The 14838-nt window shown below is 55.1% G+C and carries 15 protein-coding genes; 8 read left to right on the plus strand and 7 right to left on the minus strand.

Annotated elements, in window-relative coordinates; genetic code table 11:
- The first annotated feature begins 47 nt into the window (after nt 1-47).
- Nucleotides 48-1496 (plus strand): tRNA uracil 4-sulfurtransferase ThiI, encoded by a 1449-nt coding sequence (gene thiI / locus ACW5W7_RS14780; protein WP_456502196.1) that lies wholly within the window; start codon nt 48-50, stop codon nt 1494-1496.
- Nucleotides 1497-1563: 67 nt separating this feature from the next.
- On the opposite strand, the gene ACW5W7_RS14785 is transcribed toward thiI, so the two are convergent.
- Nucleotides 1564-1971 carry a hypothetical protein gene (locus ACW5W7_RS14785; RefSeq protein WP_349921759.1) on the minus strand — a complete coding sequence of 136 codons (408 nt, stop codon included), beginning with the start codon at nt 1969-1971 and terminating at the stop codon, nt 1564-1566.
- A 99-nt stretch (nt 1972-2070) separates the two neighbouring features.
- On the minus strand, nt 2071-2703 hold the full coding sequence (locus tag ACW5W7_RS14790; RefSeq protein ID WP_349921761.1) for a trimeric intracellular cation channel family protein: 633 nt from the start codon (nt 2701-2703) through the stop codon (nt 2071-2073).
- A gap of 391 nt (nt 2704-3094) precedes the next feature.
- Here ACW5W7_RS14790 and flaA point away from each other — a divergent pair, with 391 nt between their 5' ends.
- From flaA to ACW5W7_RS14825, 7 genes are all read left to right on the plus strand, one after another.
- A complete protein-coding gene (gene flaA, locus ACW5W7_RS14795; RefSeq protein WP_456502197.1) occupies nt 3095-4012 on the plus strand; it encodes a flagellin A in 918 nt (305 codons plus the stop codon).
- A 620-nt stretch (nt 4013-4632) separates the two neighbouring features.
- Nucleotides 4633-5544, plus strand: a complete 912-nt coding sequence (gene flaB / locus ACW5W7_RS14800) for a flagellin B (protein ID WP_456502198.1) — start codon at nt 4633-4635, stop codon at nt 5542-5544.
- A 41-nt stretch (nt 5545-5585) separates the two neighbouring features.
- On the plus strand, nt 5586-6008 hold the full coding sequence (locus ACW5W7_RS14805) for a flagellar protein FlaG (RefSeq protein WP_456502199.1): 423 nt from the start codon (nt 5586-5588) through the stop codon (nt 6006-6008).
- A gap of 35 nt (nt 6009-6043) precedes the next feature.
- Nucleotides 6044-7435, plus strand: a complete 1392-nt coding sequence (fliD, locus tag ACW5W7_RS14810; RefSeq protein ID WP_456502200.1) for a flagellar filament capping protein FliD — start codon at nt 6044-6046, stop codon at nt 7433-7435.
- Between the two features lie 37 nt (nt 7436-7472).
- On the plus strand, nt 7473-7895 hold the full coding sequence (gene fliS, locus ACW5W7_RS14815) for a flagellar export chaperone FliS (RefSeq protein ID WP_349921766.1): 423 nt from the start codon (nt 7473-7475) through the stop codon (nt 7893-7895).
- Nucleotides 7896-7945: 50 nt separating this feature from the next.
- Complete coding sequence (locus ACW5W7_RS14820) at nt 7946-8188, plus strand: hypothetical protein (protein WP_349921767.1); 243 nt, start codon at nt 7946-7948, stop codon at nt 8186-8188.
- A gap of 6 nt (nt 8189-8194) precedes the next feature.
- The gene (locus tag ACW5W7_RS14825; RefSeq protein ID WP_456502201.1) at nt 8195-10276 is read left to right on the plus strand and encodes a motility associated factor glycosyltransferase family protein; all 2082 of its coding nucleotides are present in this window, start codon (nt 8195-8197) and stop codon (nt 10274-10276) included.
- A gap of 20 nt (nt 10277-10296) precedes the next feature.
- Here the strand turns inward: ACW5W7_RS14825 and ACW5W7_RS14830 are convergent, their stop codons facing one another.
- From ACW5W7_RS14830 to pseF, 5 genes are read right to left on the minus strand one after another with little or no spacing between them, the layout of a single operon-like run.
- Nucleotides 10297-10557, minus strand: a complete 261-nt coding sequence (locus ACW5W7_RS14830) for a hypothetical protein (protein ID WP_456502202.1) — start codon at nt 10555-10557, stop codon at nt 10297-10299.
- The gene (locus tag ACW5W7_RS14835; protein WP_456502203.1) at nt 10554-11843 is read right to left on the minus strand and encodes a motility associated factor glycosyltransferase family protein; all 1290 of its coding nucleotides are present in this window, start codon (nt 11841-11843) and stop codon (nt 10554-10556) included. Before ACW5W7_RS14835 ends, ACW5W7_RS14830 begins: the two co-directional genes overlap by 4 nt.
- On the minus strand, nt 11836-12882 hold the full coding sequence (pseI, locus tag ACW5W7_RS14840) for a pseudaminic acid synthase (protein ID WP_456502204.1): 1047 nt from the start codon (nt 12880-12882) through the stop codon (nt 11836-11838). The genes ACW5W7_RS14835 and pseI overlap by 8 nt, the downstream gene beginning before the upstream one ends.
- Before the next feature lie 6 nt (nt 12883-12888).
- On the minus strand, nt 12889-14145 hold the full coding sequence (pseG, locus tag ACW5W7_RS14845; protein ID WP_456502205.1) for a UDP-2,4-diacetamido-2,4,6-trideoxy-beta-L-altropyranose hydrolase: 1257 nt from the start codon (nt 14143-14145) through the stop codon (nt 12889-12891).
- Nucleotides 14135-14830 (minus strand): pseudaminic acid cytidylyltransferase, encoded by a 696-nt coding sequence (gene pseF / locus ACW5W7_RS14850; RefSeq protein WP_456502206.1) that lies wholly within the window; start codon nt 14828-14830, stop codon nt 14135-14137. Before pseF ends, pseG begins: the two co-directional genes overlap by 11 nt.
- Between the last annotated feature and the right edge of the window lie 8 nt (nt 14831-14838).

A 14838-nucleotide genomic window follows, 5' to 3' on the forward strand; every position in this document is an offset into this window, starting at 1 on the left:
TCTGATATAATCCGCGCCCTTAAATCGAGGCCACCCGAGTCATTATCATGAAGTTCATTATCAAGCTGTTCCCGGAAATCACCATCAAGAGCAAGTCGGTTCGCCAGCGTTTCATCAAGATCCTGCAGGGCAACATCCGCAACGTCCTGCGACGCTTCGACGACGACGCCCGGGTGCGGATGGACTGGGACAAGCTGATCGTGAGCTCCCGCAACGACCAGTTCCGCGAGCAGACCATAGCGGCGCTGGCCTGCATTCCCGGCATCCAGGCCTTCCTCGAGGTGCAGGCGAGCAAGTTCACCGACCTGCACGACATCTTCGAGCAGGTGAAAGGCGTCTGGGGCGAGCAGCTCAAGGAGAAGACCTTCTGTGTGCGTGCCAAGCGTCATGGCAAACACGAGTTTTCCTCCCTCGAAGTGGAGCGCTATGTCGGGGGCGGCCTCAACCAGCACTGCGAGAGCGCAGGTGTGCGCCTGAAGAACCCGGATGTGAAGATCAATCTGGAGATCGATGGCGAGGAGCTGTTCATCGTCAGCGCCATCCACCAGGGCCTGAGCGGCATGCCCATCGCCACCCAGGAAGATGTGCTGAGCCTCATCTCCGGCGGCTTTGACTCCGGGGTTGCCTCCTTCCAGTTCATCAAGCGCGGTTGCCGCGTCCACTACTGCTTCTTCAACCTTGGCGGCGCCGCCCACGAGATCGGGGTCAAGCAGGTGGCCTATCACCTGTGGAACCGTTTCGGTTCTTCCCACCGGGTGCGCTTCACCGCGGTGGACTTCGAGCCCGTGGTGGCCGAAATCCTCGAGAAGGTAGACAACGGTCAGATGGGGGTGGTGCTCAAGCGGATGATGATGCGTGCCGCCGCCAAGGTGGCCGACGAGTTCCAGATCCCGGCGCTGGTGACCGGCGAGTGCGTGGGCCAGGTCTCCAGCCAGACCCTGACCAACCTCAACGTCATCGATCGGGTGACCGACAAGGTGATCCTGCGTCCGCTCATCACCTGGGACAAGCCGGACATCATCAGTGAAGCGCGCCGCATCGGCACCCTGGAATTCGCCGAGACCATGCCGGAGTACTGCGGCGTCATCTCCAAGAAGCCGACGGTGAAGGCGGATCTGGCCCGCATCGAGGCCGAAGAGGGCAACTTCGACTTCGCCATCCTGGACAAGGTGGTGGCCGAGGCCCGCTACCTCGACATCCGCCGCATCGGCGAGGAGACCGCGGCCCAGGTACAGGAAGTGGAGATGACCCAGGAGCTGGCCGCCGGCGAGGTCATCCTGGACATCCGCTCCAATGACGAGCACGACGACAAACCGCTGGTGGTGGAAGGACGCGAGGTGCTGCACATCCCCTTCTTCAAGCTGGCGACCGCCTTCGGGGATCTGCCCAAAGAGCAGACCTATCTGCTCTATTGTGACCGCGGCGTGATGAGCAAGCTGCAGGCGCTCTATCTCAAGGAGCAGGGCTTTGACAATGTGAAGGTCTATCGCCCCTGAGTGAGCACGCGCTTACCATAAAAAATCCGGCCATGTGCCGGATTTTTTTATGGTCGTCTGCCGAGCCCTAGGGGGTGATGGTCGACTCGGGGCAGGGGACAGGGGTGAAGGTCTCCTGACCGAGACAACGCCAGCCCATCTGGGCCTGACGCATCTGCCAGAGATTGTCACGGCGAAACAGGGTCAGGATGTAGATCATGTCGCTCTTGTGGCCATCGAGGGCGACCGAGAGGACCAGATCCTTGTCCAGCTGCTGGGCATGGATGCGACTTGGCATGTTCTCGTGGCCCACAAAGCGCCGCGCCACTTCACGGTAGTCATTGACCCAGCTCTGCTGACTGCTGCTGGCCTGGCGGATCTGCTGGTTGAACTGCTGCACCGGGGTCGATGCCAGGCGCCCGAACAGGGCCTGTGCGCCAGCATTGGCCGCCACCATCATCAGTATCAGGGTGGTCATGAACCCAAGTTTTTGCATGAGATAGTCCGGATTGAAACGACCCCTTTATGACAACAGAAAAGCGGGCTTGGTTCAATCTTGCACCGGCGGGGGTGAGATCTCCCGCGCCGGTGCGTGTCAGTTGCGTTGCAACGAGAAGGTGGGCAGTGACAGGTGCCAGTAAATGGCCGCCACCCGCAGGCCGAAGACGGCCGTCATGCAGATGAGCATGGCGGTCACCCTGTCCATGTCGATTTCCAGGGCCAGGGTATAGAGGATGCCGCCGAGGATGCAGGCGGTGGCATAGATCTCTTTTTGCAGGACCATGGGCACTTCCCGGGCCAGTACGTCCCGGATCATGCCGCCGGCCACCCCTGTCATGGTGCCCATGAGCACGGCGATCAATCCTGATGTGCCGAAGTTAAGCGCCTTCTGGGCCCCGATCACGGTGAACAGGGCCAATCCGAAGGCGTCCGCCACCGGCAGCACATACCAGGGCATGCGCCTTGGCAGCTTGACCATCCACATACCGATCAGGGCCGTGGCGATGACCACCCAGATATAGAGGGGGTCGCGTACCCAGAATACCGGGGTGGCGCCCAGGATCATGTCGCGGATGGTGCCGCCGCCGATGGCGGTGACCGCCGCCAATACCATGACACCGAAACCATCCATCCGCAGGCGACCTGCGACCAGGACCCCGGAAAACGCGAATACTGCAGTACCAAACATGTCGCTGATATAAACAATCTGCTCAACTAGCGTCTGCATGGGGAACAACTCAGGTCTGATAAATGATGGGGCGGCGATTTTAGGGGCAAGGTGGGCAGACGAGCAATACTGGCGTGCAAAAGTGGGAGCCAGACCAAGTTTCCGGCGGCTTGAGGCCTTGCCGGGCAGGTGCGATGGCAGCCTCCGACCCCGGGGTTGGTGGCGGGAGACATCGTCTTTGAGCGTTGCATGAGGAAAAAATGCCAACATTTTTCTCAAGACTCGGAAAGAGGGGCCGATATATAGGTCAGGCGGCGATAACAGCTCCAAAGGCTGTAAAAAAACACTAAAGCATCATCAAAACGCGCCGTTAACCTAAACATATCAGGCACAGACAACAATAAAGCCTGAGTGAATTAAAGATAAAATTTAATAGCTTAGGAGAAAAGTTATGAGCCTGTATATCAATACCAACGTGTCATCGCTCAACGCTCAGCGTAACATGATGAACAGCACCAAATCTCTGGATACCTCCTACACCCGTCTGGCCTCCGGCCTGCGCATCAATACTGCCAAGGACGATGCGGCGGGTCTGCAGATATCCAACCGCCTGACCTCCCAGATCAACGGTCTGGATCAGGGTAACCGCAACGCCAACGACGGTATCTCCGTTGCGCAGACCGCCGAAGGTGCCATGGACGAAGTTACTTCCATGCTGCAACGGATGCGTACTTTGGCCCAGCAGTCAGCAAACGGCTCCAACAACTCTGACGACCGTACTGCGCTCCAACAGGAGTACAGCCAACTGATGACAGAGATTGATCGCGTCGCCAAAGACACTACTTTCGGTGGGCAGAATCTGCTGAACGGCGGTTATGTGGGCTCCTTCCAGGTGGGTGCCGATGCAGGTCAAACCATTACCTTCAGAATGACCACCGCCTTCACCATGGATGGTATTGCGTCGGCAACCAAAGGCAGCGCCACCGTCACTATTGCGACCGGAACGGGTAAAGAACCGTATGCAGTGGGAAAAACACCAGGGACAGCCGTCACGGCCGCAGATGTGAAGACCATCTCGCAAGCAAGCAGTGCCCAACTGGCGATGGCCAACCTGGACTTCATGATCCAGGCGGTGGATAGCAAGCGTGCCGAGCTGGGTGCCGTGCAAAACCGCTTTGATTCCACCATTCGCAACCAGTCCAACATTTCGGAAAACGTGACCGCCGCGCGCTCCCGGATCCGTGATGCAGACTTTGCGGTCGAAACCGCCAACATGACCAAGCAGAATATTCTGCAACAGGCGGCTTCCAGCATACTGTCACAAGCCAACCAGCGTCCGCAGTCAGCACTCTCTCTGCTGCAAGGCTAAATCACAGGATTTTAGAAAAAAGAAAAGGGCGGTTGTTCAGGCCGCCCTGGTAAGAAAGATGGAACAATGGGGTGTTCGGATTTACGCCTTGTTCTATCGAAAGAGAGATTTTCTTACTTGGTATACCCCTCGAGTGTTGCGCAGATCGTTCACTCTGTCATCCTCGAGGTTATTCTCCTGAGCGTAAGCTCTTCTTTGGCCGACTTGATGTCGGCCTTTTTTATGGGCGCCGGAAAACCGGCGACATATAGATTAAAGCATTTCTTATGCCAATCTTGCATTTCGTACTGCCCTCCTGTGTCAGGAACGTTGTTCTCCTATGATGCCTACTTGGTTGCTTGATGATGCATTGCGAGTGCTGGCGGTTGATGCTTGCCTCTTTGTTGACGAATGCGGCAATAAATTTCCTAAAGCTTCCGATGAGGCTGCCGTTACAGAGTGTGAAGCAAATTGAGGGGTGTTCGGAAAACCAACATTTGCGCAACTGCGGGTCCTGTGTCCGTTCAAACAGAGGACCCGCCAGATGGCACAGTCCGTTCAAACTGTCCATCTGAACGGTGGGATCCTGACTGTATCGACAGCAGAGCCCGCAGTTTCTTGTTCATCAGGAGAGATCTTTTATGGCTATGTATATCAATACCAACACATCATCATTGAACGCCCAGCGTAACTTGATGAACACCAATAAATCGTTGGATACTTCTTACACCCGTCTGGCGTCCGGTCTGCGCATCAATACGGCAAAAGACGATGCGGCGGGTCTGCAGATCTCCAACCGCTTGACCTCCCAGGTCAACGGTCTGGACCAGGGCAACCGCAACGCCAACGACGGTATCTCCGTCGCCCAGACCGCTGAAGGTGCCATGGATGAAGTCACTTCCATGCTGCAACGTATGCGTACCCTGGCCCAGCAATCTGCCAACGGCTCCAACAACTCCGATGACCGTACCGCACTGCAGCAGGAATACGACCAACTGACCACGGAGATCGATCGTATCTCCAGCGATACCACTTTCGGTGGCCAGAAGTTGCTCGATGGTAGCTACAAAGGGTCCTTCCAGGTGGGTGCCGATGCCGGTCAGACCATCACCTTCAAGATGACCTCCGCTTTCACCATCAGCGGTATCGCCTCTGCCACCAAGGGCAGCGCTACTATCGCCGCGGGTTCGACAGGCAGTAAGGAACCGTACAAGGTGACTGACGGAACTGGCCCAGTCGATGTTGCGAATATGAATTCCATTACCACGGCCAGTGCTGCGCAATCTGCCATGGCCAACCTGGACTTCATGATCCAGGCCGTGGATAGCAAGCGTGCCGAGCTGGGTGCGGTCCAGAACCGTTTTGACTCGACTATCCGCAACCAGTCCAACGTCTCAGAAAACCTGAGCGCAGCCCGTTCACGTATTCGCGATGCGGACTTTGCGACTGAAACGGCCAACATGACCAAGCAAAATATCCTGCAACAGGCGGCTTCCAGCATCCTGGCTCAGGCCAACCAGCGTCCACAATCAGCCCTGTCTCTGCTCGGCTAAGGCCGCCAGCCTGACAGGCTAATTGAAATGGGAGAGAAAAGATGACAACAGAACTGGGTAACTTGTCATCTGCCAGTGGCTCTTCCGTACAGCTAAGTGACAAGAGCGGCCAAGTGGCCGCTCAATTGCTTTCTGGCGGAGTGGAAGATGCCGGCATTGCGCATCAAGGCAAGCAGGGGTCAAAGGAGTTGACACCGTCGATGAAGCAGAGCCAGGCAGATATTGAGAAACAGGTACAGAACTTGCAAGAGTTCAGCCAGTTACAAGGATGGACGGTCAACTTCAGCGTGGAGAAAGAGCTTGATCAGGTGGTGATCAAGGTCATGGATGCTGAGACGAAGTCAATGATCCGTCAGATCCCCAGTGAAGAGTTGATTGCTATCAACAAGCGGATCCAAGCTTTACGCCAAGGAGAGGCCGGAGCCAATCCCAGGAGAGGTTTGCTGTTTGATAGCGAGATATGAAATGAACCGACCATCGTGAATGAGGAGGCAAGACAATGGCAACGATAACGTCGGCAGGGGCCGGATCTGGTATCAATCTGGAGAGCGTCATTTCCGCCAGTTTGGATGCGAGGAAGGCGCAAATCCAGCAACCGATCATTACCAAGAAAACCAGCACCCAGATCACTCTGTCTGGTGTGGGTCAGCTTAAATCGGCCATTGCTGCCTATGTCACCACACTCAAAGACATGGCCAAGACGGATGCGTTCAACAAGCGTGCCGTCAACATCACCCAGGACAAGGACAACCCGATCCTCAAGGTGGAGAGCAAGGCTGGTTCCTCCAATGGTCAGTACAATATCACCGTCAATAAACTGGCAACGACCAGCAAGTTTGAAGGGACCTTTGACAGCTCCACTGACCCCTTGATCACCGAAGATGGCACTATGACCTTCAAGGCCGGGGACAAGACCTTCTCCGTGGATGTCAAAGCCGGTGACTCGTTGCAGAGCGTGCGCAAGAAGATCAACAACCATGGTGATAACTTCGGTCTGACCGCCAACATCATCAACACTTCGGATGGCAAAGCCAAGCTGGTGATGGATTCTGGTGTGAGCGGTACCGGCAAGGATCTTCAGATCAGTGGCAACACGACAGGCCTGAGCAACTTCGCCTCCTCTTTGACCCAAACCCAGGACGCGGGCAGCGCCGAGATCAATGTCGATGGCAGCACGCTGACCAGTGATACCAACACCTTCGATGGCACCATCATGGGCTTGAAGGTCACAGTGCTGCGTGAGTCAGATAAAGAGACGGACGGTTCCAAAAAATCCAACAAGGTAGATGTATCGACCGATAAAGATGGCATCAAAGCCATGGTCAAGAGCTTTATCGATGGCTATAACAGCTTGGTGAGCAAGACAGAAGCCTTGGGCAAGCGTAATACCATGGTGGCTGGTCAGAGCAAAGACGATGGGGGCGCTCTCGCTGGCGACTCGGTCACTCGCAGTGTGACCAACCTGATGAGCAATACCATCATCTCTCCTTCTGATAATTCGAGCACCTTCTCCACTATTTTCCAGCTTGGTGTGAAGATGGACAACAAGGGGGTTCTCTCCCTAGATAGTGAGAAGTTCGATGAGGCGTTGGATAAAAACTTTGAGCAGGTCGTTGCCATCTTTGGTGGTGAAAATGGTGTGGCGGGAAAAATGGCTACAGCTCTGGAGGGCTATTCCAAGACCGGCGGTTTACTGGCCCAGCGAGAAGACTCGCTTAATGCAGATCTACGTACGCTAGCCCAAAAAGAAGCGGATGCCTCTGCTCAACTGGTGAAGTATGAAGCCAACCTGCGTGCTCGCTATGGTGGGCTGGACACCCTGCTTGCCAAGATGAATCAGTCGGCCTCTTATCTGAGCCTCATTAATACGTCCGGCTCTTCATCTTCCTGATTTATCTTCATCACGATCCCGAATGAGGGGAGTTGTCATGTATCGCAAGAATATCAAAGCCTATACCACTCAGAGTCTGCAAGCCGAGATGGCGGTCGCGGATCCTCATCGTGTCATCCAGTTGATGATGCAAGGTTGTGTCGAGCGTATCGCCCAGTCGAAAGGGGCGATAGAGCGCAAGGATTTTGAAGGGAAATCGGTCGCCATCTCCAAATGCATGGCACTTATCAATGGCCTGCAAGATGCCTTGGATCTCTCCTATGGCAAGGTGCCGGAAGATCTGTTTGCACTCTATGACTATATGAAACAGCGTCTGCAGGATGCCAGCCGCAGCATGGATACGACGCCACTGGACGAAGTCGGTCAGCTGATGTTGACCATCAAGAGTGGTTGGGATGCAATCCCAGCGGAAGAACGTGCGCAGGCACTTGCCCGTCAACAATCAGAGAAGGTCGAGTGATGCCTACCGAGCTGGCAGAACTGCATGCCTTGGGGGAGAGGATCCGGACCATGCTGACAGTCAGCCCCCCCAGCGATGTCGAGGCCTTGATGGATACTTATCTCTCAGGGCTGGATGAACATTTCAGCGATGCGAAACCTCATGCTTTGCAGCATGAAGGACGGCAAGTGCTGCTGCAGTTTAAAGACTTGCTGGCTCTGGTCGAAAGAGAAAGAAGCCAAATAGAAACCGAGCTGTTGAGTCTGTCAAAGGCAGGACGAGCGACCGAGTTGTACAAGAAACACGCAGGATAACGACTGATGGATATCACACAGAAGATTGGCGAAGTAGAAGCAGAGCTTTCTCGGTTGAGCCAGCAGCATGAACAAGAAGCGGCGATGGTCCAGATGTTGCCACTGCGCTTTCAAAACAACATGGAAGCCTTCAAGAAATACATGCCAGATATTCATGATTTTTTCGTGGATTATCAGCCGGTGCGTCCATTTCGCTTCTTCTGCAATGAAAATGGCATTCCCAATCTTCTGTGGATGGATACTGAAATAGCACTCTATGGTGAAGACCCCTTCGCCGATGCACAACACCAAATCACTGAAGTGCTCGAACAGAGTACGTTGCAGTGTATTGACTTCGCCCCGCAATGGTATTTTGACGATCAAATTCATATCAAGTACAACAATGAAATTTCAAAGCTAAAGCAGAAATCCAGCCAGGGCAGTCCACTACTCAAAAATGCCTTGAGCACGGATATTCCTTTGTCATTGATGTATGGTGTAGGACTCGGTTATCAACTGGGTTATCTTTACGAGCGATGCAAGATAAGGAATCTGTTTGCTTTTGAGCCAGACCTTGACCTGTTCTATGCCTCGCTGTTCTGTTTTGATTGGCATGCATTGCTGACATATATGGAGCAAGAGTCTCTGACTCTGCATCTATTCATCGGTGTTGACGAGAAGTTATTAGCTGCAGACATGATGGAGGCCTTGCATCGCAAGGGCGCTTTTTGGTCAGCCGCATACTTCTCTTTCCGTCACTACCATTCCCCCAAGTTGGATGCCCTTATTCAGCAAGTCGAAAATGAATTTTATTTGCTCAGAACCGGTTGGGGATTTTTCGATGACAATGTGTATGCATTAGCCCACAGCCATACACACCTGCAAGACGGTACCCCATTCTTGAAGCGGGACCGAGACACCAGGCTGGCTGCGACATTGCCGGTCTTTGTGGTAGGCAATGGTCCTTCACTGGATCAAAGTATCGATTTTATTCGGCAACATCAGCATCAGGCCATCATTATTGCCTGTGGTACGGCGGTGAGTGCCCTCTATAAGGCTGATATCAAGCCTGATATTTATGTTGCCGTCGAACGCACCAAAAGTTCGGCCGATTTTCTGCGAATCTTGAATGCAGATGACTTCATCAAAGATTGTGTCTTTCTGAGTGTCGATGTCATTCATCCTGAGTGCAAGGAATTCTTCCGTAAAACAGGGATGGCATTCAAGCCCAATGAACCCATGTATAAAATATTGTCCACGCGTTTTGGGTCAGAGTTTGAGTACGAAGCTATTCAGTACTCCAATCCTTTCGTAGGAAATACGGGGGTGAATTATGCCGCGCTGTTAGGATTTAAGGAAGTATATCTATTTGGTATCGATAATGGATATAAATCGGCGGACAAACACCATTCCAAACTAAGCCTTTATTACAATGAAAAACAAGAGGCAAAGTACCAACAAAACCTGAAAGACACCTTCCCTGCTCGGGCCAATTTTGGCGGAGAAGTTCGTATAAACCATCTGTTCGGACTGGCAATCCATAATATGGAGCAGGTGCTAGCGACTCATCCTGATGTACATTGCATCAATAGTAGTGATGGGGCTTATATCAAGGGGGCTTCTCCCCGCCGTGTCGAGGCATTGATACCGAACTGGTTTGATATTGACAAGCGGGCCGTCGTTGATGAGATCCTGACTAATTGTTTCCAGTCATTTGATGTTACCAGCATTGATTTCCAGGCTGCCATCAACGTACCGCTGTTTCATGAGATCATCGAGAAATTACGCCATGACTGGCAGAATGTGGATCGTGAACACAATACCATTCAACTGATGATGCAACGACACCACGATTATCTGCTTTATCTCCTGATGAGCAATGAGGGGCATCTGTATCGGGTTCTGATTGGATCACTGAACTACTTCTACGCCAACATCATCAGCTTGATGCTTGCCGAGATGAATAGTGATGCGACTGCACTTGCCGAAAAACTGGATGTCGCCATTGGCATACTGGAGCAGTTTTTTGACGATGCGAAGAGCATCTACGCCGATGCACTAGAGCGGCATGATACCGCTTATTTTGTGGGGCTGAACGTATTCAAATAGAGTGCTTTAAGAGGGCCTGATCATTGATCACGGCCCTCTTGGGTTGCCGAGTCCAACAGCATCACCAGCTCACCTTCCAGCCAGTCGGCCAGCCCCAGCCAGTCGCTACGCTCCTGGCAAGCCAACATTGCCGCGACCATGCCGGCAATATTCGCATGCTGAGACACGGGAATTGTGGTCAGCACTTTCTCAATCAACACAGGCAAATGTTGCGCACTTTCCAGATGATGGCCCAGTCGGAAGCGCTGGGCCAGGTTGATGCACTCTTGTCGCAGACTCATGATACAAACTCCGGATGATAATGACTCCCCAGGATCGCCGCGCCATCACGGCTGGTATTCCAGAAGCGAGTCTGCGGATGCTTGGCGATGTAGCGTTCCAGCTCAATCTGATAAGTGGTGAAATTGGGATTGGTTGCCACTCGATGACCGTGGCCATCCAGTGTCCAGCTGAACGTCTGGTGAGCGGTTGGTCCGAGTGCGCCATCCTGCCAGCCGGTGTGGGTCTGCCCTCCCGGAAAAGCGAAGTCGCAACCCAGCAGGATTATGTCGCTGCAGCCCATGTTGACGGCGAGATCGACTGCAGGGTGCAGGACGCTCCCACCTTGATGCAGCACCCCTTTGGGCAGTGACTCGCGCAGGCTCTGGTACATGGGGCTGATGGAATAGGCGGTGAGCCTTGGCCCGGGCCAGCTGTTCAATGTGACGTTAGGCACCATGGGGCTATAAACAAGGGGCACTGTGATGAGACCGTCACTGGCCAGATGGTTCTGGGTCAAGCTGTCGTCGATGCAGACAACCAGATGAGGAGTGATGTGATGCTGCCTTAACGGGGCCAATGCGGTATCAACACAGAGCAATTGCCAGTCTGGATGGCGGTCGAGCAATGCCGCCAAGCGGGGGAGGTGTTGCTGCAGTGTCGGACCACTGGCTATGACCAGCGCCGTCCCGTGAGGGGCTGAATCAAACAGACTGGTAACGTCACCGTCCGAACGTATCAATGGCAGGTTTTCAGTGAGTCTGGACTGGACCCGCAGTGAGTCAGGTGAAAATCTCAACTTGGTATACTCGGCCGAGATTTCACTGATCAATCGGCCACGGATACGGCTGGCTGCTGTCTCCGCCAGTTCCAGCTCACTGGGGATGGCGAAGAAGGGCAATGAGATTTCAGTTTCATCACTGGCCAGACTGAGCTGGATCCTGGGATCCTGCAGCCACTCCATTTCCAGCAATGCCAGCAGCAGTGTAAACAAGGCGTGGTTCAGGATGTGGATATGCAGTCGTTCCAGATCCGGGCGGGCCAGCAAAAGAGGAGGCAAATCCCCAAGGGCAGTACCATAGAGATGTAGTTCACGCGCATCTGGCAGGCTGTTGGCCTGCAACTGCGCTTCCGCGATACGGTCATGGCGGCTGCTGAGCTGAATATGATTGACCTGGAGCGTGCTCCCCGCGCCTTCGCACAGTTCGACCTGCAGCTCCCCCAACTGGGCATTGGATAGCGTGATGGCCAGAGTGGGCCAGCGTTCTTCTATCATCGCCAGCTGATGGCGAAGCAACTCTTCATTCATCCTGTGCTATCCACTCCCAGTTTAGCGGTTGGTTGGCGTCCATACTCCGGGTGACCCGCTTGCCGAGCAGGCGATCGTAATCGGCAGGGGGGAGGCCAAGGGCCGGTCGGACCGATTTGATATGAGCCTCGGTCAGGCGCTCTCCAGCGGCTATCTCCTTGATCAGATAGAGAGAGCGGCGAAATGCGCGGTTGTCCTGCTCGCTGGGGGTAAGCTGATAGTCGGCGACGCCGAGTGCGGCATGGGCAGTATTGACCGAGGTCACAAGCTCGGTTAACTCTGCGGGTTCCATGGAGAAGGCGCAATCCGGCCCGCCATCGGCGCGTGCCAGGGTGAAGTGCTTCTCGATGACGGTGGCTCCAAGGGCAGTGGCAGCAATGGCAGTGGCTGCACCCAGGGTGTGATCGGAGAGACCCACTTCGACTCCGAAGCGCTGGCGCATCATGGGGATTGCACGCAGGTTGTACTCGGCCGCCGGCGCCGGGTAGCCGCTGACGCAGTGCAGCAGGGCCAGCTGGCCATTGCCGTTTTTTAGCGCCATTTCGACCGCAGCGGCGATCTCGGCTTCATTTGCCATGCCGGTGGACATGATGAGGGGTTTGCCGGTCTGCGAGGCATGACGGATGAGGGGCAGGTCAACCAATTCGAAAGAGGCGATCTTGTAGGCCGGGCACTCTAGCGATTCGAGCAGATCGACAGCGCTGAAATCGAATGGGCTGCTGAAAACCGTGAGCCCCAGCTCACGTCCCTTGGCAAACAGAGCCTGATGCCACTCCCAAGGGGTATGAGCCCACTCGTAGAGGTCATACAGACTGTGGCCATCCCACAAGCCGCCATGGATCTGGAATTCGGGGCGATCGCTTTTGAGAGTGATGGTATCGGGACGATAGGTTTGCAGTTTGACTGCACTGGCTCCCGCCTCCTTGGCCGCGGTCATGATGGCCAGGGCGCGAGTCAGGTCTCCGTTGTGATTGGCCGACAATTCGGCGATCACATAGGGGCGCTGAGTCGGGCCGATGGATTGATGGGCAATCTGCATCTGTGATTAGGTTCCTGCGCCAAGTAGCCAACCAGATGGCGCCGACAACCAGGGGGAGGGCGGCGTCAATTGCGGCGGGTTGGCAAGATAGAGTGGAAAATGAGAGAAAATGATTAGCAAGCGATGTGCCAGCTCTTGCCAATCTTCGGATCTAAGTGGGCGATGTGCCTTCCAATGCAGTTGTTGGCCGGCGAGTTCCAGATTGAGTAGTGGCGTCCCGTTATGCAGAAGTTGCCACGCCTGCCCCTCTGGCAGCAGTTGATAGTTGGTCTGAGGCAGCAACCAGGCAATGAGACGATCGAGCCCCAATCCATCCACTTGTTGCTGACCACGTTGGCGATAGGCCTCAGCTCGCCGTTCGAGTGAAAGCAAGGCCTGCTCGAGGCGTGCCGGGTCGGCCAACTCACTTAGCGTCATGCGTTCGGCCAGCTGGAAGCGGGCGATCACTTCATCGTTGAACTGCTGGTTGTCGACGATGGGGACCGCCAGAGTTGGCAGCCCGAGGCAAGCTCGCTCCCAAGTCATGCCGCCTGCCGCACCGATGGCAAAATCGTGCCGCGCCATCAGCAGTGCCATCTGATCGCTTTGGCGCAACAAATCGATGTGAAGATCGGGTAGCTCGGCCACTTTTTGCTGCAACTGGTCCCAGAGAGGATTGGCCGAGCCGGCCACCAGAGTCCACGACATGTTTTTTGCCCAAGGCAATTGGGCCAGGGTATTGAGGGTGATGAGACAAGCGCCGGCCGGATCGGCGCCGCCAAAGCAGATGAGACCACGCCGCCATTGGGCGATGTTTCGGCGAGCAAGCTGGCGATAGGCAGGGCGCAGCAGCGCATAATCCGTACCGAGCAGCAGTCGGCAATTGTCAGGGATCAGGGTCTGATAGTCGGCCTTGGTGCGCAAGGGCCCCTGATCCAGCAGCAATTGACCGTGGTGTGGCCTATCTGCCAGATCGTCGAGCACGAGCAATTGACCACAGTGCTGGGCCAAAGAGGCTTCAAGGGACTGTGCGATGGCGTAATGATCGATGACAAGCCAGGCTGGTCGTAAATGCGGCAGGGGGCCCACATCATCCAGTGCTGCAAGAGGGTGATAGCGGTGTTGCTTGAGTAGGGATTGCAGGTGAGATGGCAATTCATGGCAAAGAAAGTGACACTCGGCCCCCGCCACTTGCAATCGATCGGCGATGGCCAGGCAGCGCATCAGATGGCCCAACCCTATCTCGGGGCCTGCGTCGAGCCGAAACGCGACCTCAAGCGTCATGTTGTTGCAACGCCCGATAGAGTAGCTCGGCCAGGTGCCAATCCTCAGGCGTATCGATATCGACCACCCTGTGCCTTGGCAAGATATGGCCTACGCCGTTGCCACCTACCGGACTGATGTTCCCCAGCCAGGCTGCACGACTTCCCCAATAGAACTGCCCCGCATCTTGATAGGCAGGCTCCAGATCCTGGGAACGCAGGGCCATCTGCTCGGGCCAGAAGGGGGTGACGCATCCTCGTTTATCCATGCGTACCGCTCGTTGAATGGGGAAGCCAAACTCCGCGACCGTGTAAACGAAGGGGGCCTGACTCGCGAGCAGATACTGATGTGCACTCTTTAGGTCGTCGGCCTGGATGAGGGGGACAGTGGCATAGATGCAGCAATAGTGTTCGGCGGTCATGCCCAGGTGGTCGAGTTGCCGGATGGCATCGATCACCACGGGGGTGGTGCCGGTATGGTCATCAGCGAGGTTGGCGGCACGTAAAAAAGGTACCTCGGCACCGAGTTCACGGGCCACGCCGGCTACTTCCTCATCATCGGTGGAGACCACGATATGGCTGAAGCACCCAGCTGTACGGGCCGCATTGATGGCGTAAGCGAGCATGGGTTGACCACAGAATGCGCGGATGTTCTTGTGTGGAATACGCTTGCTGCCGCCTCGGGCCGGAATGATGGCGATGGCCATGATACAAA

The sequence above is a fragment of the Aeromonas intestinalis genome (assembly GCF_054052485.1).

Coding starts and splice junctions, on each gene's coding strand:
- thiI (WP_456502196.1), top strand. CDS start 48: ATGAAGTTCATTATCAAGCTGTTCCCGGAAATCACCATCAAGAGCAAG.
- ACW5W7_RS14785 (WP_349921759.1), bottom strand. CDS start 1,971: ATGCAAAAACTTGGGTTCATGACCACCCTGATACTGATGATGGTGGCG.
- ACW5W7_RS14790 (WP_349921761.1), bottom strand. CDS start 2,703: ATGCAGACGCTAGTTGAGCAGATTGTTTATATCAGCGACATGTTTGGT.
- flaA (WP_456502197.1), top strand. CDS start 3,095: ATGAGCCTGTATATCAATACCAACGTGTCATCGCTCAACGCTCAGCGT.
- flaB (WP_456502198.1), top strand. CDS start 4,633: ATGGCTATGTATATCAATACCAACACATCATCATTGAACGCCCAGCGT.
- ACW5W7_RS14805 (WP_456502199.1), top strand. CDS start 5,586: ATGACAACAGAACTGGGTAACTTGTCATCTGCCAGTGGCTCTTCCGTA.
- fliD (WP_456502200.1), top strand. CDS start 6,044: ATGGCAACGATAACGTCGGCAGGGGCCGGATCTGGTATCAATCTGGAG.
- fliS (WP_349921766.1), top strand. CDS start 7,473: ATGTATCGCAAGAATATCAAAGCCTATACCACTCAGAGTCTGCAAGCC.
- ACW5W7_RS14820 (WP_349921767.1), top strand. CDS start 7,946: ATGCTGACAGTCAGCCCCCCCAGCGATGTCGAGGCCTTGATGGATACT.
- ACW5W7_RS14825 (WP_456502201.1), top strand. CDS start 8,195: ATGGATATCACACAGAAGATTGGCGAAGTAGAAGCAGAGCTTTCTCGG.
- ACW5W7_RS14830 (WP_456502202.1), bottom strand. CDS start 10,557: ATGAGTCTGCGACAAGAGTGCATCAACCTGGCCCAGCGCTTCCGACTG.
- ACW5W7_RS14835 (WP_456502203.1), bottom strand. CDS start 11,843: ATGAATGAAGAGTTGCTTCGCCATCAGCTGGCGATGATAGAAGAACGC.
- pseI (WP_456502204.1), bottom strand. CDS start 12,882: ATGCAGATTGCCCATCAATCCATCGGCCCGACTCAGCGCCCCTATGTG.
- pseG (WP_456502205.1), bottom strand. CDS start 14,145: ATGACGCTTGAGGTCGCGTTTCGGCTCGACGCAGGCCCCGAGATAGGG.
- pseF (WP_456502206.1), bottom strand. CDS start 14,830: ATGGCCATCGCCATCATTCCGGCCCGAGGCGGCAGCAAGCGTATTCCA.